This window comes from Mesorhizobium escarrei, from assembly GCF_935825525.1.
Lineage (GTDB): Bacteria > Pseudomonadota > Alphaproteobacteria > Rhizobiales > Rhizobiaceae > Mesorhizobium > Mesorhizobium escarrei.
Genome location: NZ_CAKXZT010000174.1, coordinates 74,014 through 95,429 on the forward strand (window position 1 = coordinate 74,014; position 21,416 = coordinate 95,429).

A 21,416-nucleotide genomic window follows, 5' to 3' on the forward strand; every position below is an offset into this window, starting at 1 on the left:
GGTTCAGCGCACGTGCCATCGTATCCTCCCTTATTTGTCCAGGTTCCTGCCGACCGCGCGCATGGCGAAGAAGGCGACGATGTTGGCTAAAATGACGGCAATGATACCGCCGGCGGATGCCTGGCCGATTTTGAACTCCAGCAGCGCCTTCTGGTAGACGAGGAAGGGCAGGTTGGTGGAGGCGTAACCCGGGCCGCCATTGGTGGTGACGAGGATCTCGGCATACACCGACAGAAGGAAGATCGTCTGGATCAGGAGGACGACGGTGATGGCGCGCGACATATGCGGCAGCGTCAGATAGATGAAGCGGCTGATGAAGCCGGCCCCATCCATCTCGGCGGCTTCCTTCTGCTCGCCGTCGAGCGACTGCAGGGAGGTCAACAGGATCAGCGTCGCAAACGGCAGCCATTGCCAGGCGACGATGATGATGATCGCCAGCATCGGGTATTGACCAAACCAGTCGATCGGCTGCCCGCCGAAGAAGCGCGCAATGTCGGCAAAGACGCCGTACTGCGGATGCATGATCATGTTCTTCCAGACCAGCGCGGCGACCGGCGGCATGACGAAGAACGGCGAGATGACGAGGATGCGGACGATGCCCTGTCCCCACATCGGTTGATCGATCAGCAGCGCCAGCAGGATGCCGCCGATCACCGTGATCAAAAGCACGCTGCCTACGAGGATAAGCGTGTTGAGGATCGACTGCAGGAATGCCGGATTGGAATAAAAAAGCGCGTAGTTCGAGAAGCCGACGAAGCCGTCGCGGATCGGGTTGAGCGGATTGTATTGCTGGAAGGAGAACCACAGGGTGAATGCCAGCGGAACGATCATCCAGACGAACAGCAGCACCACGGATGGCGCCATCATGAAGCGGGCAAGCGAACGGGTCTGCTGAGTAGCCATAACGGTCACCCTTCAAAGGTCAGCCAAATTTTCAGAGTTTGAAGGTGGCCGCCCGAACTGGGATTCGGGCGGCCCCTGCCGGCCATGATGGGCAACCGGCTTTCGGCACCGGGAGGAGCCTACTGGATGTAACCGCCCTCGGTCATCGTTGCGGTGGCGGCGTCCTGGGCCTGCTTCAGAGCATCGTCGACGCTGGTCTGGCCGGCGAGCGCGGCCGAGAACAGCTGGCCGACCGTGGTGCCAAGGCCCTGGAACTCAGGGATGGCGACGAACTGAACGCCGACATAGGGCACCGGCTTGACGGTCGGATGCGTCGGATCGGCGGCGTTGATCGAGTCCAGCGTCATTTTGGCGAACGGCGCCGCCTTCTGGTATTCAGAGTTGGCGTAGAGCGAGGAGCGCGTTCCGGGCGGAACATTGGCCCAGCCTTCCTTCGATGCGACGAGCTCGAGATAGTCCTTGCTGGTTGCCCAGGCTACGAACTTCTGAGCGGCGTCAGCCTTCTGCGTGCCGGCGGGGATGGCCAGCGACCACGCCCACAGCCAGTTGCCGCGCTTGCCCAGGCCATTGTCGGGCGCCAGCGCATAGCCGACCTTGTCGGCGACAGTTGAGTTCTTCGGGTCGGAGACGAAGGAGGCAGCGACGGTGGCGTCGATCCACATGCCGCATTTGCCCTGCTGGAACAGCGCCAGGTTTTCGTTGAAGCCGTTCGATGACGCGCCCTCCGGGCCATTGGCCTTCATCAGGTCGACATAGAACTGCAGCGTGTTCTTCCACTCGGGCTGGTCGAACTGCGGCTTCCAGTTCTCATCGAACCAGCGTGCGCCGAAGGAGTTCGACATGGCGGTCAGGAAGGCCATGTTCTCGCCCCACCCGGCCTTGCCGCGCAGGCAGACGCCGTTCACGCCATTGGCGCGATCGGTCATCTTCTCGGCGGCCTGCTTGACGAAGTCCCATGTCGGCGCGTCGGGCATGGTCAGCCCTGCCTTCTCCATCAGGTCCTTGCGGTACATGATGAAGGAGCTTTCGCCATAGAACGGTGCCGCATAGAGCTTGCCATCGACCGATAGGCCACCGGCGATGGCCGGGATGATGTCCTTGACGTCATAGTCGTCGCCGAGCTTGTCGAGCGGCAGCAGCCAGCTCTGCTTGGCCCAGATCGGAACCTCGTAGGTGCCGATGGTCATCACGTCGTACTGGCCGCCCTTGGTGGCGATGTCGGTGGTGACGCGCTCGCGCAGCACGTTCTCCTCGAGCGTGACCCACTGGAGCTGGATATCGGGGTTCTTGGCGGTGAAGTCGTCGGTCAGCGTCTGCATGCGGACCATATCGCCATTGTTGACGGTGGCGATGGTGATGGATTCGGCATGCGCGGCGAACGCGAGGGTGCTGGCCGACAACAGACCCAGGGTGAGCGTGCGAAGTTTCATCAAATTCCTCCCATAGACCAAGCTGAGCATTTGCTTTGGCTGTGAGCAATTACTCACCTCGCGTGATTTATGTCAAGCCGGATTCGTTGCTGCAGCGCAGCACGCAGCCTCGTGCGGGATCCGGTTCCGGAGGCTTACGGCGATTATTTCCAGCCGGCCAGGATGGGTCTCGGCGCGCGAAATGTCGGATTTCAGCGCCTGCTTGTATGGATAAATTGCCAACCTATTGGCCGGCAATCTCGGCCAGGATCCATTCGCGAAAAGCGCGGATCTTCGGCACGTTGCGCCGCGCCGGGGGATAGACCAGCCAATAGGCGTGGCCGTCGTCGCCGACCAGATCGAAAGGCTGAATCAGGCGCCCATCAGCAAGCTCGGCCTTGAAGAAAGCGGCCGTCACGATTGCCACGCCCTGCCCGGCGATGGCGGCATTCGCCTCATAAGCCTGCGCCCCCATGCTGGAGCCGGGGCGTTTGGCCAGTTCCGGCAGGCCGGCGGCGATAAACCAGTCCCGCCACCAGATGTCGCCGGGGTCGAGGATCGGCAGGCGCAACAGATCGGCAGGCTCCTTCACCCCGCCGATGGTCGCCGCGAGTTTCGGGCTCAGCATCGGCGTGAAGTCCGCATTGAAAAGCTTGTGCACCTCGACGCCCGGCCAGTTTCCGCCGCCCGAGCGGATGGCGATATCGATATCCTCGCGGGCGAAATCGACGAGGCGGTTCGATGTATCGAGGCGCACCGCCAGCGATGGATGCGCGACCTGGAACGAGCCGAGATGCTGCGCCAGCCAGTTCGAGGCAAAGGTCAGCAGCGTCGAGACACAGAGCACGCCGTCGGCGCCGCTGCGCGCCGCAGCATAGGCTCCCCCCAACAGGGCGAACGCCTCGCTGACCGCAGGCGCCATGCGCTGCCCCGCCTCGGTCAGCACGATCTGCCTTGGCCGGCGCAGGAACAGAGGCGCCCCGACGCGCTCCTCCAGCAGCTTGATCTGATAGCTCGCCGCCGCCTGCGTCATGCCGAGCTCGCCGGCGGCCTTGGTGAAGGAAAGGTGCCGCGCCACCGCCTCGAACACCCGGATCGCCTGGAGCGGAGGGAGCTGGGAGACCTGCCGTGACTTGAGTTCAGGCATAAGCCCTCCTTATGGGCCGTGATCGACGTTTGATTGGCAGCAGGGGCCGATCCGGCCGATATTTGAGGTCGACGACCACTCTCTCGTCTGGAGATAATGGAGGCTGACGATCATGACCATTGTACAGGAAAAGCTATTTTTGACGCCAGGCCAAGGCTGGTTTTTGCGATTGGCGCGTGGATTGGCACGGCACGGAGCCAGGAAAAGGGCCTATCTCGACATCAGGGAATTGCCACCGCATCTGCAGCGCGACATGGGTTTTCTCGAGGGCAACGATCCTTGTGGCCGGCACAAATAGCTTTGCTGGACTTATCCCTGATCAGCCGGCCGCCAGCAAGGCGGCGGCGGTCCGCTCGTCGGTGATGAGGCCGTTGACCAGCCGCCGGTTGACTGCCGCAAGGATGCCCGGCAGTTTCCGCTCGCCCATGGCGAGCGCGATCACCAACGACTTTTCACGCGACGGCAACGATGCCGAAGACACCCTGTCATTGGTGATGCCCTCGATCATCCGGCCCTCGCGATCGAACACCCAGCCGACGATCTCGGCGACACCGCCGGCCTTTTGCAGCGCTTTCAATTCACTCTCCGAAATGAAGCCGTCCTCATAAAGCGGCGCCTTGGGGCCGAGATCGCCGATGCCGACGAAGGTGACGTCGGCTTCCGCGGCAAGCGCCAATGTCGGTTGGATCATCGGCTGGCTGAGCAGCATCTCGCGCTCCGCCGGCGAGGAGGCGATGACCGGCAGCGGCATCGGGAATGACCGCGCCTTGACCCTGTCGGCCATGGTGAAGATGACGTTGTAGAAGGCGGCCGAACCGTCGGGCGAGATGTTGCCGGTCAACGACACAACCTTGTGCTGCGGGCATTCCATCGGCGGCAGCTGCTCGATCGCCGCCTTCAGCGTGCGGCCGGTGCCGATCGCCATGACGATCGGCGTCGGCGAGCGCAACCGTCTTTCGATTTCGGCAGCAGCCGCCACGGCGACGCCGATGATGGAGGAGGAAGCGGGATCGCTCGGCACCACCTCGACCAGGTCGAGCGCGAAGCGCGATTTCAGCCGGGCCGCAAGGTCGAGGCAATTGGCGATCGGGTGGTCGACACGCACCTTGATCAGCCCTTCGGATACCGCCAGCGACACCAGCCGCTGCGCCGTCTGCCGGGAAATACCCAGGCTCGAGGCGATCTGGTCCTGCGTGTTGCCGGCGACATAATAGAGCCAGCCGGCGCGCGCCGCGTCGTCAAGCCTGTTGCTGCCGCTGTCCTGCCGGGAATTCAACTTGCTGCCTCCCTACCCCCGAGCATCGAGGCGGGAGCGCCTTACTTTTACGGCGAAACGCGCTTGTGCGCAATTGCCTGTCGCCTGAGCAATTGCTTAGGTAGGTACTCGATGTGCCTGTGGTGCTTCCAGTGGATAATGTAGCCAAACAATTTTCGAAGTCCGGCAATTTTTGAAGTCTTGCGATGTCGGTGCGGGCAGGCGCGGCGGTTTATCTCCCGACGCAAACCCTTTAAGGGATTCGGACAAAGGAGCCTCGCATGACGCCGAAAGCGGTTTTCTGGGACATGGACGGAACGCTGGTCGACAGCGAACCATTGCACGAGGCGGCGCTGATAGCGGCGCTGCACAGCGTCGGCATCGCGGCGCCGGCCAACCTGCATGAACGGGTGCTCGGCATCGCCGCATGGCCGGTCTACGAGATGCTGCGCGACGAGTTCGGCCTAGACCTGCCGTTCGACGACTGGATCGTGCGCAAATACGACCACTACCTGCCGATGGCTGAGACGCTGAAGCCGCGCCCCGGCGCGATCGAGTCCTACAACGAACTGCGTGCGCTTGGCGTGGCGCAAGCGGTGGTGTCCAATTCCGACCGGCTGGTCGTCGACGCCAATCTGCGCATGGTCGGTCTTTTCTATCCCGGCATGAAGACGATCAGCCGCAACGACGTGCGCGAAGGCAAGCCGCATGCCGAACCTTTTTTGCGCGCCGCATGGCTGGCCGGTGTCGATCCGGCCGATGCCATGGCCGTCGAGGACAGCGTGACCGGCGCCACGGCGGCATTGGCGGCGGGGATGAGGACGATCTTCTGGCCGGAAGCGCCCATGGCGGGGCCGCCCGGCGCGATCGTCATCAACAGCGCCGACGAATTGCGGGGTGAACTCGGGCTTTAAGATTGGGGAAACCGGCGATCAGAGCGTCCTTCTCCCCGTCACTATACGGGGAGAAGGTGCTCAGTTCCGGTAGACCGGCTCCTGCTCGTCGAGGATCGCCTTCAGTTCGGACAGGTGCCGTTCGGCCTGGCCGGGATAATCTTCCTGCTCCGCTGCTGCCTTCTCGGCGATTTCATCCGACAGGACACGCAGCGGACGGCCGGTCCACAGCGCCTTGATGTAGGTCTCGGCGGCGCGTTCGAAATAGAACATGCGGTTGAAGGTGTCGGCGACGGTATCGCCGATGATCAGCACGCCATGGTTGCCCATGACCATCACCTTGACCTTCGGATCGGTGAGCAGCTGCGAGCAGCGTTCGCCCTCTTCCTCGAAGGCGAGCCCACCATAATGGCCGTCGATGACGTGGCGGTTGAAGAAGATCGCCGAGTTCTGGTCGATCGGCGGTAGCGTCGAGTCGGCCAGCGAAGCGAGAACCGTGGCGTGGATCGAATGCACATGCATGACGCAGCGCGCATGACGCACATTGCGATGGATGGCGCCGTGCAGGCCCCATGCCGTCGGGTCAGGTGCATTCGGGCCGGAGAGCGTATCGGGATCGTTGGCGTCGATCAGCAGCAGGTCGCTCGCCTTGATGCGTGAGAAATGCACCTGGTTGGGATTCATCAGGAATTGCGAGCCGTCATCGTTGACGGCCAGCGAGAAGTGATTGGCCACCGCTTCATGCATGTTGAGCCGCGCCGTCCAGCGGAAGGCGCAGGCCAGATCGACGCGTTCCTCGTAGAAGGGCAGGTTGGTCATCATTTCCTTCTGCAGGCGGGCGATGCTCATCGAAAACCTCCGTGAAAGAAGTAAGGATGCCGCGCGCCGCTGATGCGCGCAACCGGTTTCGTTTGGTGCAGACGAGCGCTTTGCCTCATGCCGCCGTGCTTCTGGCGGTGTCGATGCTCAGCCCGCCATGCTCGACGATAAAATCGATCACCTCCTGCAGGCCCTTGCCGCGCGACAGGTCGGTAAAACCGAACGGCCGCTTGCCGCGCATGCGGGCGGCGTCGCTCTCCATGACGTCGAGATTGACGTTCACATAGGGGGCGAGATCGCTCTTGTTGATGACCAGGAAATCGGACCGGGTGATCGCCGGGCCGCCCTTGCGCGGAATCTCCTCGCCCTGGCAGACCGAGATGACGTAGAGCGTCAGATCGGCGAGGTCGGGGGAAAACGTAGCGGCGAGGTTGTCGCCGCCGGATTCGATGAACACGATGTCGAGATCCGGAAATTTTCTGGTCATCTCGGCGATCGCCTGCAGATTGATCGAGGCGTCCTCGCGGATGGCGGTGTGCGGGCAGCCGCCGGTCTCGACGCCGACGATGCGATCCTCGGGCAGCGCCTGCAGCCGGGCCAGCATCATGGCGTCTTCCTTGGTATAGATGTCGTTGGTGACCACGGCGATCGAAAACTCGTCGCGCAGCGCCTTGCAAAGCTTTTCGGTGAGCGTCGTCTTGCCGGAGCCGACGGGGCCGCCGATGCCGACGCGAAGAGGACCATTGGCTTGTGTCATGCGACGAACTCCGTGATGGCAAGCACTGCAAAGCCGAGCCCTACAACCAGGCAGAGCGGCGAATAATAGCTGACATCGAGCCGCGCGAAAGGCTGTTCCGGTGCCAGCCGGCGCCACCACGGCGTGAAACCGGCAATGCCGCGCCCCAGGAAGACCAGCGCGATGAGCAGCGCCGTCGCGGCGAGCCCGGCCTTGGGAAAGGGCGTGGCAAACACGCCTTCGAGCGCCATCGGCCACAGCGTCGCCAGGCCGAGGCAGGCGGCGACGGCGAAGCTGGCGAAGGGCGCCGGCATTTCGTCGACGCCGCGAATGCCGACCACCGCGCGGGCGCAGGAGGCAGCGTCCGTGCCCGGCCAGATGCCGCCAATGCCCCAATAGACATGCAGCGTGGTGATCACAAGCAGCACGAACGAGAGCGCGAAGGCGAGGACGATCATGAGCGGAACAGCCGCGAATATTGCGTTTCGTGCTTCATCGCCATGACATCCGAGACGAAGGCGCAGCCGCCGAGATCGTCCAGCGTCGAGGCGACAGCGCGGGCGGCAGTTTCCAACGCCAGCGGCTCGAAGCCGACGAGCAGCGTGGTGGCGCCGGTCTGGCCGACGACGCCGAGCCGGATCGCGGCCTGGACGAGATTGGAGAAGAAGCTGTGCAGGAAGGCCGACAGCGCGTCCTGCAGGGCAATGGCGTTGCCGCCGGCAGTTGCGCCGACTGCGACGCAATAGGGGCACTCGGCCGGCAGACGGTCCAGCACCTGACACGGCCAGGCCGATGCCGCTTTCAGGAAGGCGGCGCCCTGCAGCATGGTCTCGGTGTGGCGCTCGCGCGAGCCGGCCAAGGCCTCGGCGAGGGCGGCGATCTCGGCGAGATCGCCGGCTTGGCGGGCGCGCCGCCAGCTTTCGGCAAACAGCACGGCATCGTTCCAGCCCGAGCCGATCTCGACCAGCGTCTCCAGCCATGCGGCGAGGTCTGTGCTGTCGGCGACCAGCCCGGCGTGCACGGCTTGTTCGAGACCATGGCTGTAGGAAAAACCGCCGACCGGGAAGGCAGGCGACAGCCACGCCATCAAACGCAACAAAGCGACGTTGGAAGGCTGGTCAGCCATGGTCGTGGGAATGGCTGTGGGAATGCGATTCGCTATGGGTTTGGGGATGCGACCCGGCATGGCTGTGCGCATGCGCCTCGGCATGGGCATGGCCGTGACTGTGCCCGGAATAGGCGCCGCGCAGCGGCTTGAACGGTTCGGAAACATCGCGCACGGTCGCACCCAGCCCCTCCAGCATCGCCTTGATGACGTGGTCGCGCAGGATGAGGATGCGGTTAGCCTCGACGGCAGCGGCGAGGTGGCGGTTGCCGATGTGCCAGGCAAGCTCGGCCAGATGGACAGGGCCGCTGGCACGGATATCGTAGAGCGGCTCCTCGGCCGCAATGATCTCGATGTGGCGGCCATCCTCCAGCACCAGCCGGTCGCCATCGTTCAAGGCCACCGGTTCGGGCAGGTCGACCAGCACTCTATCGCTACGGGCCGTTTCGATGGCGCGGCGGCGCAGATGCCGCTCGTCATGGACCAGCACCGCACGATCATACGGGGTGACCGCTCCCGCTTCGCCGGCGCTGAGGACCGAGACGGCACGCGGGAACTTGGTGAAATCGGTGCGGATGTCGAGCTTCATGTAAAAACTGCCTCTCCCAACAAGCGTAGCCTATCGCGTCCGCCGCCCCAATGGTGCTCAAACGATCGTGTCGAAGAGCCGCAGGATGAACAATACCTGGTAGACGAGCGCGGCGGCGACAAAGGCGATGTGAAAGCGACGATCGCCGACCAGTATCGCGATGACGCGAAGCGTGACGAACACCGGCGTGCGGAACAAATATTCGACGCCGAAGCGGGCGAAATGCTCCGGCCCTTTCAGCAGCGTATCGATCACGTCGAGCAGATAGGTCGCCGCCAGCAAGCCGAAGAACCAGGCGCGACGTGAATAGAAAAAATCCTCGTAGCTGGTGTAGTCCAGCATCGAGTCCGGAAACAGCAGCGCGCAGAGCAGGAACAGCGTGACGGCGTAGAAGATGATGAAAAGGTATTTTCCGAAGGTCCAGGTCTCGATCTGGAACAGGCCGAACTCCCACCACCAGAAATGCACCAGCATCAAAAGCACCGACACAACCCAGGCCAGATGCACCGAATAGAGCCGGTATTGGCCCGGATGCTGGACGATGCGGGCCAGCCCCGACAGCAGCCGGGTGACGCCAAGGCCGATCACCATGCCCATGACGATGCGGATATGCGGGAAGATGTCGTGGGCGGAGACTAGTTGTTGCTCCATAAGCGGTAAGGAAGGCTATTCAACGCTGGAGTGATAGTTCATTCGCGAACAAGCTGGTCCGACGTCCATGGAGCGCCGGGGAAAAAATCGTGATCCAGCAGGTCTGCAATCTGATAGGGACAATCGGTAGGAAAATCCTTTTCGTTCAACCCTGTTTCGTCAGCCGCATTTAGCCTCGCCATCTTGAATTCCCGCATAAGCTGTTGTCCCGGATAGCCCTTCAAGCTTGGGCTTTCTTCAAGCAGGTTTTCGATCCGAAGGCGCTGCTCGCGGATTGTCAACAACCATCCCGTTTTGCGTTTTGCGGGCTGAAATTCCCATTTGAGAAGATGCAGCAGTAAAGTGCCCAGTCTCTTCGAAATTTCCCTCTTGTCGCTTCTCCCCAAGCTCTCGATCTCCTCCGCAAGATTTTCGCGATCGAGGTCGGAAAGGCGACCTTCGCGCAGTAATGCGCCTTGTTCGGCACACCACTGAGCATAGTCGGTTTCGTAGGGTGTAGACTTATGCCGACGCTGGATTTGGATCTTGTTCATGACTGCATAATGCGCCGTTTTCGATGCCAAGCCAATCACTGGGTGAGACGGCTCAGATCCGGGATCAAAACAGAAAATATCTCTGCGCCATCGGCAGCACGGTGGCCGGCTCGCAAGTGAGCAATTCGCCGTCGGCGCGGACCTCGTAGGTTTCGGGGTCGACCTCGACATGCGGGGTGGCGTCGTTGAGCACCATCGAATGCTTGCCGATGCCGCCGCGGGTGTTGTCGACGGCGACCATCTGCTTGTCGACGCCGAGCCGACCGCGCAGGCCGGCATCGAGCGCCGCCCTGGAAACGAAGGTCACCGACGAATTGGTCATCGCCTTGCCATAGGCGCCGAACATCGGCCGGTAGTGCATCGGCTGCGGCGTCGGGATCGAGGCGTTGGGATCGCCCATCGGGGCGGCGGCGATCATGCCGCCGATCAGCACCATGTCGGGCTTGACGCCGAAGAAGGCCGGGTTCCACAGCACCAGATCGGCGCGCTTGCCGACCGCCACCGAGCCGATCTCGTTCGACAGGCCATGCGCGATGGCCGGGTTGATCGTGTATTTGGCGATGTAGCGGCGGACGCGGAAATTGTCGTTGTCGCCGGTCTCCTGCGGCAGCGAGCCGCGCTGGCGCTTCATCTTGTCGGCGGTCTGCCAGGTGCGGATAGCCACTTCGCCGACGCGGCCCATCGCCTGGCTGTCCGACGAAATGATCGAGAAGGCCCCGATGTCGTGCAAGATGTCTTCGGCGGCGATGGTCTCCTTGCGGATGCGGCTTTCGGCGAAGGCGATGTCTTCGGGGATCGACGGCGACAGATGATGGCAGACCATCAGCATGTCGAGATGCTCGGCCAGCGTGTTGACGGTGTAGGGCCGCGTCGGATTGGTCGATGACGGGATGACGTTGGGCAGGCCGCAAACCTTGATGATATCGGGCGCGTGGCCGCCGCCGGCGCCTTCGGTGTGGAAGGCATGGATGGTGCGGCCCTTGATCGCCGCCACCGTGTTCTCGACAAAGCCGGATTCGTTCAGCGTGTCGGTGTGGATCATCACCTGCACGTCGTAGTTGTCAGCGACCGACAGGCAGCAGTCGATTGCCGCTGGCGTCGTGCCCCAGTCCTCGTGCAACTTCAGCGAGCAGGCGCCGCCAAGCACCATTTCTTCAAGCGCGGCCGGCAACGACGCATTGCCCTTGCCGGACAGGCCTATGTTCATCGGGAAGGCGTCGAAGGACTGGATCATGCGCGCCAGATGCCACGGCCCCGGCGTGCAGGTCGTCGCCAGCGTGCCATGCGCCGGTCCGGTGCCGCCGCCGAGCATGGTGGTGATGCCTGACATCAGCGCCTCCTCGATCTGCTGCGGGCAGATGAAATGGATATGCGCGTCGAAGCCGCCGGCGGTCAGGATCTTGCCTTCGCCGGCGATGATCTCGGTGCCGGGGCCGATGATGATGGTGACGCCGTCTTGCATGTCCGGATTGCCGGCCTTGCCGATCGCGGCAATGCGGCCATCGCTCAGGCCGATATCGGCCTTGAAGATGCCGCCTGACGCATCGACGACCAGCGCATTGGTGATGACGGTGTCGACTGCGCCTTGGGCGCGGGACACCTGGCTCTGGCCCATGCCGTCGCGGATAACCTTGCCGCCGCCGAATTTCACCTCTTCGCCATGAAGGGTGAAATCCTTCTCGACCTCGATGAACAACTCGGTATCGGCAAGCCGCACCTTGTCGCCGACGGTCGGGCCGTACATCTGCGCATAGGCGGCGCGGGTGATTCTAGCCATCAGCAATTGCTCCCGAAATACGGCCCCAAATACGGCCCAAGATACGGCCCAAGATACGGCCGGGGCGAAGCCCGGCCCCACATTGTCGCCATCCTATGGTCACGCAATGACCCGCTGGGCGACACCTTCCGATCCCATTTAACGTTTGAGGTGGCGAGGTCACCCCAAAACGACCGTTTGCCAATCGATGGAAAGGAAGTTTTATGCGCAAGACGATATCTCTCGCAGCCGCCGCCACCCTCCTGCTCGCGACCGCTGCCAGCGCCCAGCAACAGCCTGCGCCGCAACCTAGCGAGCCGCCGGCTTCGCCCGCTCCCGCGGCGCCCGGCGCTCAGCCGCAAGCGCCAGCGATTCAGACCGTCAACGTCGTCGACATCGAGGAACTGCCGGAGGAAACGCAGACGAAGGTCAACGAAGTGATCGCCAAGCGCGGCGAGGATGGCCTGCAGAAATTGCGCAGCTCGATCGACGCGACGCCACAGGTCAAATCCGCGCTCGAAGCCAAGGGGCTGACCTCGGCGCAAGTGATCGCCGCCAGCATGGATGCCAATGGCTCGCTGACCTTGATCACCAAGAAAGCGAGCTGACGATGCGCCATGGCGGGCCGGCACGAGGCCGGCCTGCCGCATCGGGGAGGGAACCTTCGCAGGGCGGAAGACGTTTCCACTTTTTGGCCTAGAAACGAGTCTCGAAAGAGGCTCTGAGAGCGAGCGATGGCGATCACCACTTTCCCCGACACCAGATGGCTGCATTTGATTGCCGCAACTGCGTTTCTTGCGGCGAGCGCTCCCCAGGCCGGGCTGAATGCGCAAGGCCTTGAGGGCCCTGAGACCCAGAACAAGATCATCGGCTCGGAGGTCGGCCAGGAAGAGACCAACACCGCTGTCGAGGCCGGCAAAGTCACTACCGCGATCGAGCGGACGCGTGAAAACATCGGCGCGGTGCGCAAGACATCCAAACTCGACAAGGTCGACATCGTGTTCCTTACCGACGCGGCGCGCACGGAAGGCGGGCTGCCGCCGGCGATCGAAAGCAAGGTCGAGCAGCATCAGGAGGACATTGCGGAACTGCGCGACGAGATCGAGGCGAACGCATTGCTGTTCAACGCCATCGACTCGCGACGCGTGCAGACCGAAGACGTTCTCGCCGTCGAATTCGACGACCCTGGCAAGGTCGTCATCTACGCGGCGGCCAAGCCGCCCGGCTGAGCCGAAACTGCTCGACGCTCTGGATCGCACAACGCGCCCATGCGATCTCACAACGCGCCCATGATTTTCTGCTGGAACCCGTAGACCTCGCGCTTGCCGCCGAGCGGCACCAAGGTGACGTCGCGCTCCTGGCCGGGCTCGAAGCGCATCGCCGTGCCGGCGGCAATGTCGAGGCGCATGCCGCGCGCCTTGTCGCGATCGAATTTCAGCCCCTCATTGGTCTCGAAGAAGTGATAGTGGCTGCCGACCTGGATCGGCCGGTCGCCGCTGTTGGCCACTTTCATGGTGACGGTCGGCTGGCCCTTGTTGAGCTCGATCTCGCCGCCTGCCGTGATGATTTCGCCCGGGATCATCGCCCTCACCTTATCGGCTCGTGCACGGTCACCAGCTTGGTGCCGTCGGGAAACGTCGCCTCGACCTGGACGTCGTGGATCATCTCGGCGATGCCCTCCATCACCTGAGCGCGGCTGACGACGTGGGCGCCGGCCTCCATCAGCTCGGCGACCTGGCGGCCGTCGCGGGCGCCCTCGACGACGAAGTCGGTGATCAGCGCGATCGCCTCCGGGTGATTGAGCTTGACGCCGCGCTCGAGTCGCTTGCGCGCCACAATCGCCGCCATGGCGATGAGCAGCTTGTCCTTTTCCCTTGGCGTCAGGTTCATGCGTTTCCCTAGGATGGCGTAACTTGCAATGGTGTAATCGGAATCAGAGTGACCATAATTTGGGCAGACCCGCCCGCCCGTTGAGCAATTCGACAAGCGGAACCAGCCGCTTGCGGAGCTGGTAGCCGTCCTCGGCAAACAGCCTCGCAAGAAGCTTGCCAGATTTCTTCACACTCCAGACGCTGGCGTCGCCCTGGCCGCCGATGATCTCCCGCGCCGGATCGAGCAAGGCCTCGACTCGCGGCGAGATCATCAGCACCGTCGCTAGGGCGATGGCGCCGCCGGCCACGGCCGAACCGCCCAGAATCGCGGCAATGTCGGGCCCGATGCGGAAATCCTCGGCATGAACCAGCGCTCCGTCCTGGCTGACGCGCCAGCGGTCGTGGAAATTGCCGTGCGCCGCGCGTTCGCCCATGGCGAGGCGGCCGAAGACGGTCGCCTCGAGCACCAGCGCCTCGGCACCGGCGGCAAGCTCGAGGTCGAGCCTGCGGGCAAAGGCCGATCGATCAAAGACGATGGTTTCCTGCGGCAGCCAGGCGATGCGGCCGCCAGCGCCGACGGTCAGCTTCACCCGCACCTCGGCACGATCGGCTGCGGCGCGGTAGATTTTCTCGCAGGCCTGGGTGGTTATGGTGGCGCAGGCGCCGGCGCCGACATCGATGTCCCAGCCGAGGCGGTCGCCGCCGGTCAGCCCGCCGGCGGTGTTGATCAGCACGGCTTCGAGCGGATCGGCCGAGACGGCCGGCATGCGGATCTTGGCGGAACCATCCTGATAAAGCCGCCGAAGACGCGTGCGGCCGCCATTCCTGTCACAGGCAAGCCGCGCCGTTCCGGCGACGCGCTGGGCCGGCGGGAAGGTCAGGCCATTTTCGATCATATCCATGGCGCCAACGATAACCACAGCGCCGGCTTTGTCGACATATAGCTTGTTGCTTGACAACGTTTCGGTTTCTATAGAGGAGCCGTCTTGGTACGGTCACACAGCGCCTGGCGGCCATAAAAGGCGACGGTGACGATCTGGACCTGGGGAAAAACAGGCGCCGATCAGTTGGCGTCGAGAAACGACAAGGGTTGGGGAAGGAACCGAATGGCTGACCAGCTGGCAACGGACATCATCGCGAAAATCAAAGCTCATGCCGAGCCCGGTGGCGAAGAAATCACCACCAGCACCGAACTGACCTCACTTGGCATCCATTCGCTGGAACTGACGGAGATCATCTTCGATCTCGAGGAACAGTATGGCATCGAGATCGAGATGAACACGGTCGATGCCTGGAGCAATTTGAAGAACGTCGGCGACATGGTCGAGGCGGTTCGCGAACTGATCGCGAAAAAGCCTGACTGAATGCCCAAGCGCGTCGTCATTACCGGCATCGGCGGCCTATGCGGGCTCGGCACCGATGTGCCCGCGATCTGGGGCGAGATGCGCGCCGGCCGCTCGGCCATTGGCCCGATCGTCAATTCGGAGCTGCATGACCTGAAAATCAGGGTCGGCTGCGAAATCAGGACGCTTCCCGAGCACGGCATCGACCGCAAGCAGGTCGTCTCGATGGACCGTTTCAGCCTTTTGGCGACGATCGCCGCCCGCGAGGCCGCGCAGCAAGCCGGGCTAACCTCGCACGCTGCCAACACCTACCGGATGGGCTCGGTCGTCGGCGTCGGCGTCTGCGGCTGGGAGGCGATCGAAGAGAGCTATCGCGCCATCCTGCTCGAAGGCAAAAACCGCACCGGCATCTTCACCGTGCCGAAAGTGATGCCGGGCGCTGCGGCCGGCCATGTCAGCATGAATCTCGGCCTGCGCGGGCCGGTGTTCGGCATCACCTCGGCCTGCTCCTCGTCCAACCACGCCATTGCCTCGGCGATCGACCAGATCAGGCTCGGCCGCGCCGATGTCATGCTCGCCGGCGGCACCGATGCGCCGCTGGTCTGGGGCGTCCTGAAAGGCTGGGAGGCGCTGCGGGTGCTGGCGCCCGACACCTGCCGGCCGTTTTCGGCCGATCGCCAGGGCCTGGTGCTCGGTGAAGGCGCCGGCATGGTCGTGCTGGAAACCTACGAGCATGCCATGGCGCGCGGCGCCACGATTCTCGCCGAAATTGCCGGCGCCGGCCTTTCCGGCGATGCCTCCGACATCGTCGCGCCGACCATCGAAGGGCCGGAGGCGGCGATGCGCTTCTGCCTCGTCGATGCCAGGCTCAACCCGGAAGACATCGACTATATCAATGCGCATGGCACCGGCACCAAGGCCAACGACCAGATCGAGACGGCGGCGATCAAGCGCGTCTTCGGCGATCATGCACACAGGCTTTCGATCTCCTCGACCAAATCGATGCACGCCCACTGCCTCGGCGCGTCGGGCGCGCTCGAGCTGATCGCCTGCGTGATGGCGATCCGCGAAGGCATCGTGCCGCCAACGGCCAATTTTCGCGAGACCGACGCCGATTGCGATCTCGACATCACGCCGAATGTGGCGCGCGAGCGCAAGGTGCGCGCGGCGATCAGCAACGGCTTCGCCTTCGGCGGCACCAATGCGGTGCTGGCCTTCAAGGCAGTCTGACCGCAACCGGTACCCCAGCTACGGCGAGACGTCTTGCCACCCGCCACGCGCGCGCGAAAAATCCCCGCCCAGGAGTTTCGATGATCGACCTGTCCGCCTTTCCAATCGCCACGCGCTGGCCGGCCAGCCATCCCGACCGCATCCAGCTCTATTCGTTCCCGACGCCGAACGGGGTGAAGTTGTCGATCGCGCTGGAGGAACTCGGCCTGCCATACGAGGCGCATGCGGTGAACATCGGCAGGAACGAGAGCTGGACGCCGGAATTCCTGTCGCTGAACCCGAACGGCAAGATCCCGGCGATGATCGATCCGGACGGACCGGGCGGCAAGCCGATCGGGTTGTTCGAATCCGGCGCTATCCTGCTCTACCTCACCGACAAGACCGGCAGGCTGGTCCCGGCCGACCCGGCGCGGCGTTACGAAACGATCCAGTGGGTGTTCTTCCAGATGGCCTCGATCGGGCCGATGTTCGGGCAGGTCGGCTTCTTCCACAAATTCGCCGGACGCGAGATCGCCGACAAGCGCCCGCTGGCGCGCTATCGCGACGAATCGCGGCGGCTGATCGGTGTGCTCGAGACGAGGCTGAAGGGCCGGAGCTGGATCATGGACGACGATTACACCATCGCCGATATCTCGATGCTGGGCTGGGTGCGCAATCTGATCGGTTTTTACGAAGCAAGAGAACTTGTCGGCTTCGATGATTTTCGCAATGTCGCAGCATGGCTGGAGCGCGGCCTTGCCCGGCCGGCGGTGCAAAGGGGTCTTGCTATCCCGGCCCGAGGCCAGCTCATTGGTCGCAGGCGCCGAGCGGCTACTTTGTCTTGGCTTTGGGTTTTGAGCCGCCCTTGCCCATGACGGAAGCGGCAAGGGACGCTGCGCTCTTGGCGGTGGCGACAACCGCGCCGGCCGCGACATTGGCCGTCGTCTTAACGGTGCGCATCGCGCTGTCCGCCATCGAGCCGCCGCTTGCCGATTTTCTCGGCTTGGCCGGTTTTGCCGTGGTCTTGGCTGCGGTCGGCGTCACTTTCTTCGGTGCTGCCTTGCCAAAGCTGGGCTTTGCATCCTTGGAGCGGGCGGCGACGGCTGGGCCAGCGCCCGCCTTCGATTCAGTTGCCTTTGAATGAGTTGCCTTGGAACGAGTTGCCCTGCCCTTGCCGGGCGCAGGCTTTCTTGCCTTGGTTGCCATCGGAGTAGCCATCGGACAGTTTTCCTCATGTCAGCATTATTGCCGTATCAGAGATAACGGCCGGAAAGTCCTAAGGTTCCAGGCGCGGGCTATCCGCAAATCAGGATTGGGCGCCGATCACCAGATCGGCGGGGCGGCGGCGGGCAAGCACGCGGTCGATGTTGGGCATGTCGTTGGAGGCGATCCAGGCGCGGGCGTCCTCGTCGGAGCGGCCATGCTCGTGCCATCGCTCGAGCAGCCGGCGCTCGAGCTCGGCGCGCGGCACATCGACGAAAACAGAGAAATCGAACAGTGGCGCCAGCCGCGACCACGGTTCCTCGTCAAGCAACAGATAATTGCCTTCGACCAGGATGAACTTGGTGTCGGCGGCGATGATCGACGCGGCCGCGCGCGACAGCTCCATGCTGCGATCGAACACCGGAATGGCGATGTCGGGCTCGGCCGCGCGGATGCGCTTCAGCAAGGTTTCGAAGCCGGCAAAATCAAAGGTCTCCGGAGCGCCTTTTCGCGCGCGCAGGCCGCGCCGCTCGAGCACGATATCGTCGTAATGGAAGCCGTCCATCGGCACGATTTCGGCCGCCCCTTCCGGCAGCAGCTCATGCAGGCGGGCCGAAAGCGTCGACTTGCCGGCGCCCGGAGGACCGGCGAGGGCAACGACAAAACGCTGCGCCTTGCCGGCGCGCTTGAAGATGGTGGCGGCGAGGTGAGCAATCTCGGACATGAGTGATTCCGCAGGTGAGTTCCAGCAGCATTCTGGCGACAGTTCGTGGAAATTTCAAATCGGCACTGGTGTTGAGGCCGACCAATTGTGGAGGTCGGCGCTGCCCCTCATTGCCCTGCCGGGCATTTCTCCGCGTATGGTAACGGAGAGAAAGGGCTGGCCGCGATGTTGGCGCCCTTCCTATAACGCTGGTGATTGGCGAAACCATCGATGACAGCGCCCCTCTCCCCGTCACTATACGGGGAGAGGATGCCGGCAGGCAGGTGAGGGGCAGCGCAAGCGCCCCGCAATCAGACAGGAACGGCTTGCCCGATCCTCAGAAAATCGCCGTCGAAGGCGACATCCCGCGTCGAACCGTCAGCCACCGTGAGGCGCATGCGCCCCTGCGCGGTGGTGATGTCGCGCGGCGGCTCGCCGCCGGCTTGTTGGGGCAGGGCGCCGATGACGTGGCGGAACGAGACATTGCGGCCTTCGCCAAGGGTAAAAGCGGTCGCCACCCCTTCCCGCTTCAGCCAGTTGTCACCCAGCGACGCGGCATGGCCGAGCGCGGTGCGGCCGTCCTCGATGCCGAGCACGCCGCGATGGCGGCCGCTCCACGGCGCGTAGTCGCGCCCGCCATTGCTGAACCACAGCATGGTGACCGGCAGCTCGGCCGGGTTTTTTAGCACTAGCACCAGATCGGCTTCCGCCCCTCGCGCCAGCGCGGTCCAGCCCGGCCCGCCATGGTCGGCCTCGACCAGCGTGACGAAATCCTCTCGGCTCTGGTCCATGCGATAGTCGGTCAGGTCGAGCTTGCCGCCATCGGCGGCGGGAAAATGCGTCAGATCTGCAGAGCGCGCCGGATAGGAGAGCAGAAAACGGCCGCGGGCCGGATCGGGCTCCAGCGGGTCGTCCGGCGTTGCCGCAAACCGCTTCGGCGAGAAGGCGAGCTTGCCGCCGGCCTTCATCACCGTCATCGGATGATGGGCAACGGAAATCGCACCCGAACCGCCGGAAAAGACATGTTCCTGGTAGAGAAACGGATGGTCGTCGCGCAGGGTCAGGATCTTGTCGACCGTCGCGCCCAAAACCTTGTGCTGCAGCCGGAAAACGGCCCGCCAGCCATCGCCAGTCGCCGCGGAGGCGACGACATCCCAGCGGCTGTTGGCCGGCCAGCCATGCAAGGGTGCTTCCTCGACGTCGCTGCGCGAAAACGGCGCGCATACAAAATCGCCGGACAGGCGAACGGTGCCGGCGGGCAGGTCTAGCGGCAGCGTCTCGCGCGGCTCGTCGATCCACGGCGCGCGATGCAGCGGTTTCAGCCGGCGCCCGTCGCTATCGACCGTCATGTCGGCGAGATGGCCGACGGAGAGATCGACCGTGACCGAAATGCCCTTTGCCTTGATCGTGAGCGTATCCATAGCGCACCTGCTGATTTTGCCGGCGCCAGCAAACCCGCTCGGCGCCGGTCGCGCAAGCGCAGTCCCGGTATTTCACTCAGGCCAGAACTCTATGTGGAGCTCAATCGTCGGTGTCGGCGCTGCCCCTTTCTCCCCGTAAACGGGGAGAAAGGGGCTGGCCGCAACGTTGGCGCCCTTCTTGCGAACGCCGGAGATTGGCGAAACCGTCGATGACAGCGCCCCTCTCCCCGTTCTACGGGGAGAGGATGCCGGCAGGCAGGTGAGGGGCAGCGCCAACGCCCGGAGCGGGGCGATAAACCTGAAGCGATTGCCGTGAACACCGGCATTAACCAAATGGACGGCACAATCGGGTTAGGCTAGCTTCCCACTCGTTTCAGCAACGGCTTACCTAAAAAACAGTGTCCAAACCGCGCCTCTTTCAGCTCATCAAAAAATTTGTCGCGGCGTTTGCGCTGCTGGGGCTCGTTGCCGGCTGCGCGACGACGACGCCGACGGAGACCATGCTGGCGGTGCCGGCGCCGGCGCAGAAATACGCGGCTGTCGTCATCGACGGCAGCAGCGGCAGGACGCTGTTCGAGGCCAATTCGGCGGCGCCGCGCTATCCGGCGTCGCTGACCAAGATGATGACGCTCTACCTGCTGTTCGAGGCGCTGGAGCAGGGCCGCGTCAGCAAGACGACGCTGATCCCGGTCTCGGCCAACGCCGCCAGACAGCCGCCGACCAAGCTGCGCTTCAGGCGCGGCGAGACGATCGATGTCGAATCGGCGATCCGGGCGATCACCGTCAAGTCGGCCAATGACGTGGCGGTCGCCGTCGCCGAATATCTCGGCGGCAGCGAAGCGGCGTTTGCCGCAATGATGACGGCCAAAGCGCGCCAGATCGGCATGCGCAGCACCGTCTTCCGCAACGCTTCGGGCCTGCCGGACGCCGGCCAGCTGACGACGGCGCGCGACATGGCGGTGCTCGGCACGGCGCTGCGCGCCCGCTTCCCGCAGCATTTCCACTATTTCTCCGAAAGCGACTTCATGTTCCGTGGCAGGGTGGTGCGCGGCCACAACGACATGCTCGGCCGCGTCCGCGGCGTCAACGGCATCAAGACCGGCTATATCAGAGCTTCAGGCTTCAACATCGTCACCTCCTACGATGCCGACGGCCGCCGGCTGATCCTGGTGGTGATGGGCGCCGACAGCGCGCGCCAGCGCAACGACCACGTCGAAGCGCTGATCCAGCGTAACCTGTCGCCGGGGTCGAACACGACGACACGGCTGCTGTATGCCGGGGAGCAGTGACGTTCGGCAGTGATGGGGGCGAGCCCTTGATCGGTGGTTTCAACTTGACAGGTGACGGCCACTATGCTAGGAATTTATTCATGATGCTGATTTGCGCCAACGACCCGCCCGCCGAGGCGGGTTTTTCATTTAGGTTTCGGCGCCATTCTTCATACCGCAGGTTTGCCGGCCTTCGTGCCTGCTTCTCACACCTCCGAGGGTCATGGCGGGCTCCAGATCGTGGGCCTCAGTGGAATCCGGAAAAATGCGTTATTCCGAGTTCTCAGCCCTGCCGCCTGCCACTTGCCCGTTGAAGCCTGCGACTGCTTCCGCTAAGAAGCCGTGGCTGGCTGGTTACCCGGCTGGTTCGTTTTCCGGATGTCGATCCTGAAAGCACCCGTAGCTCAGCTGGATAGAGCGCTGCCCTCCGAAGGCAGAGGTCACAGGTTCGAATCCTGTCGGGTGCGCCAAATTTCCACGTGTTCGGCCCGGAGACATAGGTTACGGTTTATACCGGAGACATAGGTAACACTTTCGGCCCGAAAGGGTTTTCGAGTGGTTCGAGCCTGCATGTCTCATCGTCGAAATATCCCAGATCATAG

26 protein-coding genes and 1 tRNA gene are annotated in these 21,416 nt (G+C 63.4%); 9 read left to right on the forward strand and 18 right to left on the reverse strand.

What is annotated here, in order from left to right; genetic code table 11:
* Positions 1-30 precede the first annotated feature (30 nt).
* The 3 genes from NMG80_RS34105 to gcvA all read right to left on the reverse strand — a co-directional run bounded on the left by NMG80_RS34105 (position 31) and on the right by gcvA (position 3,459).
* The gene (locus NMG80_RS34105; protein WP_254022208.1) at positions 31-903 is read right to left on the reverse strand and encodes a carbohydrate ABC transporter permease; all 873 of its coding nucleotides are present in this window, start codon (positions 901-903) and stop codon (positions 31-33) included.
* A 119-nt stretch (positions 904-1,022) separates the two neighbouring features.
* A complete protein-coding gene (locus NMG80_RS34110; protein ID WP_254022209.1) occupies positions 1,023-2,333 on the reverse strand; it encodes an ABC transporter substrate-binding protein in 1,311 nt (436 codons plus the stop codon).
* Positions 2,334-2,556: 223 nt separating this feature from the next.
* Positions 2,557-3,459, reverse strand: a complete 903-nt coding sequence (gene gcvA / locus NMG80_RS34115; RefSeq protein ID WP_254022210.1) for a transcriptional regulator GcvA — start codon at positions 3,457-3,459, stop codon at positions 2,557-2,559.
* Positions 3,460-3,571: 112 nt separating this feature from the next.
* Between gcvA and NMG80_RS34120 the strand changes: the two genes are divergently transcribed.
* On the forward strand, positions 3,572-3,757 hold the full coding sequence (locus NMG80_RS34120; RefSeq protein ID WP_254022211.1) for a hypothetical protein: 186 nt from the start codon (positions 3,572-3,574) through the stop codon (positions 3,755-3,757).
* Between the two features lie 21 nt (positions 3,758-3,778).
* Here NMG80_RS34120 and NMG80_RS34125 read toward each other — a convergent pair whose 3' ends face one another.
* Complete coding sequence (locus NMG80_RS34125) at positions 3,779-4,735, reverse strand: sugar-binding transcriptional regulator (RefSeq protein WP_254022212.1); 957 nt, start codon at positions 4,733-4,735, stop codon at positions 3,779-3,781.
* Between the two features lie 260 nt (positions 4,736-4,995).
* Here NMG80_RS34125 and NMG80_RS34130 point away from each other — a divergent pair, with 260 nt between their 5' ends.
* Positions 4,996-5,628: an HAD family hydrolase gene (locus NMG80_RS34130; RefSeq protein ID WP_254022213.1), complete on the forward strand. Its 633-nt coding sequence runs from the start codon at positions 4,996-4,998 to the stop codon at positions 5,626-5,628.
* A gap of 60 nt (positions 5,629-5,688) precedes the next feature.
* On the opposite strand, the gene NMG80_RS34135 is transcribed toward NMG80_RS34130, so the two are convergent.
* From NMG80_RS34135 to ureC, 8 genes are all read right to left on the reverse strand, one after another.
* Complete coding sequence (locus NMG80_RS34135; RefSeq protein ID WP_254022214.1) at positions 5,689-6,456, reverse strand: class II aldolase and adducin N-terminal domain-containing protein; 768 nt, start codon at positions 6,454-6,456, stop codon at positions 5,689-5,691.
* Positions 6,457-6,541: 85 nt separating this feature from the next.
* A complete protein-coding gene (gene ureG / locus NMG80_RS34140; RefSeq protein ID WP_254022215.1) occupies positions 6,542-7,183 on the reverse strand; it encodes an urease accessory protein UreG in 642 nt (213 codons plus the stop codon).
* A complete protein-coding gene (locus NMG80_RS34145; protein ID WP_254022216.1) occupies positions 7,180-7,620 on the reverse strand; it encodes a DUF3995 domain-containing protein in 441 nt (146 codons plus the stop codon). Before NMG80_RS34145 ends, ureG begins: the two co-directional genes overlap by 4 nt.
* Entirely contained in the window at positions 7,617-8,288 is a 672-nt protein-coding gene (locus tag NMG80_RS34150; RefSeq protein ID WP_254022217.1) for an urease accessory protein UreF, read from the reverse strand. The genes NMG80_RS34145 and NMG80_RS34150 overlap by 4 nt, the downstream gene beginning before the upstream one ends.
* Positions 8,281-8,856, reverse strand: coding sequence for an urease accessory protein UreE (gene ureE / locus NMG80_RS34155; RefSeq protein ID WP_254022218.1), 576 nt, complete (start codon positions 8,854-8,856; stop codon positions 8,281-8,283). The genes NMG80_RS34150 and ureE overlap by 8 nt, the downstream gene beginning before the upstream one ends.
* A gap of 57 nt (positions 8,857-8,913) precedes the next feature.
* Entirely contained in the window at positions 8,914-9,507 is a 594-nt protein-coding gene (locus NMG80_RS34160; RefSeq protein WP_254022219.1) for a hypothetical protein, read from the reverse strand.
* A 38-nt stretch (positions 9,508-9,545) separates the two neighbouring features.
* Positions 9,546-10,040, reverse strand: a complete 495-nt coding sequence (locus NMG80_RS34165; protein WP_254022220.1) for a DUF29 domain-containing protein — start codon at positions 10,038-10,040, stop codon at positions 9,546-9,548.
* A 64-nt stretch (positions 10,041-10,104) separates the two neighbouring features.
* Positions 10,105-11,817 carry an urease subunit alpha gene (ureC, locus tag NMG80_RS34170; protein WP_436798746.1) on the reverse strand — a complete coding sequence of 571 codons (1,713 nt, stop codon included), beginning with the start codon at positions 11,815-11,817 and terminating at the stop codon, positions 10,105-10,107.
* Between the two features lie 203 nt (positions 11,818-12,020).
* Between ureC and NMG80_RS34175 the strand changes: the two genes are divergently transcribed.
* Together NMG80_RS34175 and NMG80_RS34180 are read left to right on the forward strand one after the other, a co-directional pair.
* The gene (locus NMG80_RS34175) at positions 12,021-12,404 is read left to right on the forward strand and encodes a hypothetical protein (protein ID WP_254022221.1); all 384 of its coding nucleotides are present in this window, start codon (positions 12,021-12,023) and stop codon (positions 12,402-12,404) included.
* A gap of 126 nt (positions 12,405-12,530) precedes the next feature.
* Positions 12,531-13,025 (forward strand): hypothetical protein, encoded by a 495-nt coding sequence (locus NMG80_RS34180; protein ID WP_254022222.1) that lies wholly within the window; start codon positions 12,531-12,533, stop codon positions 13,023-13,025.
* A 47-nt stretch (positions 13,026-13,072) separates the two neighbouring features.
* Here the strand turns inward: NMG80_RS34180 and NMG80_RS34185 are convergent, their stop codons facing one another.
* Genes NMG80_RS34185 through NMG80_RS34195 form a run of 3 tightly spaced genes read right to left on the reverse strand, consistent with a single transcriptional unit; the run spans position 13,073 to position 14,569 of the window.
* Complete coding sequence (locus NMG80_RS34185) at positions 13,073-13,378, reverse strand: urease subunit beta (RefSeq protein WP_065011660.1); 306 nt, start codon at positions 13,376-13,378, stop codon at positions 13,073-13,075.
* Positions 13,379-13,383: 5 nt separating this feature from the next.
* Positions 13,384-13,686 (reverse strand): urease subunit gamma, encoded by a 303-nt coding sequence (locus NMG80_RS34190; protein WP_095484607.1) that lies wholly within the window; start codon positions 13,684-13,686, stop codon positions 13,384-13,386.
* A gap of 43 nt (positions 13,687-13,729) precedes the next feature.
* A complete protein-coding gene (locus NMG80_RS34195; RefSeq protein ID WP_254022249.1) occupies positions 13,730-14,569 on the reverse strand; it encodes an urease accessory protein UreD in 840 nt (279 codons plus the stop codon).
* Positions 14,570-14,773: 204 nt separating this feature from the next.
* On the opposite strand from NMG80_RS34195, the gene NMG80_RS34200 reads away from it, so the two are divergent.
* The 3 genes from NMG80_RS34200 (at position 14,774) to NMG80_RS34210 (ending at position 17,094) form a co-directional block, all read left to right on the forward strand.
* Positions 14,774-15,031, forward strand: coding sequence for an acyl carrier protein (locus NMG80_RS34200; RefSeq protein WP_254022223.1), 258 nt, complete (start codon positions 14,774-14,776; stop codon positions 15,029-15,031).
* Positions 15,032-16,240, forward strand: coding sequence for a beta-ketoacyl-[acyl-carrier-protein] synthase family protein (locus NMG80_RS34205; protein ID WP_254022224.1), 1,209 nt, complete (start codon positions 15,032-15,034; stop codon positions 16,238-16,240).
* 80 nt (positions 16,241-16,320) lie between these two features.
* Positions 16,321-17,094: a glutathione S-transferase family protein gene (locus NMG80_RS34210; protein WP_254022225.1), complete on the forward strand. Its 774-nt coding sequence runs from the start codon at positions 16,321-16,323 to the stop codon at positions 17,092-17,094.
* On the opposite strand, the gene NMG80_RS34215 is transcribed toward NMG80_RS34210, so the two are convergent.
* The 3 genes from NMG80_RS34215 to NMG80_RS34225 form a co-directional block, all read right to left on the reverse strand.
* Entirely contained in the window at positions 17,051-17,425 is a 375-nt protein-coding gene (locus tag NMG80_RS34215) for a hypothetical protein (protein WP_254022250.1), read from the reverse strand. The two genes, NMG80_RS34210 and NMG80_RS34215, sit on opposite strands and share 44 nt — an antisense overlap.
* A 100-nt stretch (positions 17,426-17,525) precedes the next feature.
* Entirely contained in the window at positions 17,526-18,146 is a 621-nt protein-coding gene (locus NMG80_RS34220) for a nucleoside triphosphate hydrolase (RefSeq protein WP_254022226.1), read from the reverse strand.
* A 290-nt stretch (positions 18,147-18,436) separates the two neighbouring features.
* A complete protein-coding gene (locus NMG80_RS34225) occupies positions 18,437-19,546 on the reverse strand; it encodes a hypothetical protein (protein WP_254022227.1) in 1,110 nt (369 codons plus the stop codon).
* 398 nt (positions 19,547-19,944) lie between these two features.
* Here NMG80_RS34225 and NMG80_RS34230 point away from each other — a divergent pair, with 398 nt between their 5' ends.
* The gene (locus tag NMG80_RS34230) at positions 19,945-20,835 is read left to right on the forward strand and encodes a D-alanyl-D-alanine carboxypeptidase family protein (RefSeq protein WP_254022228.1); all 891 of its coding nucleotides are present in this window, start codon (positions 19,945-19,947) and stop codon (positions 20,833-20,835) included.
* A gap of 372 nt (positions 20,836-21,207) precedes the next feature.
* A tRNA-Arg gene (locus NMG80_RS34235) sits at positions 21,208-21,284 on the forward strand.
* The last annotated feature ends 132 nt before the right edge of the window (positions 21,285-21,416 follow it).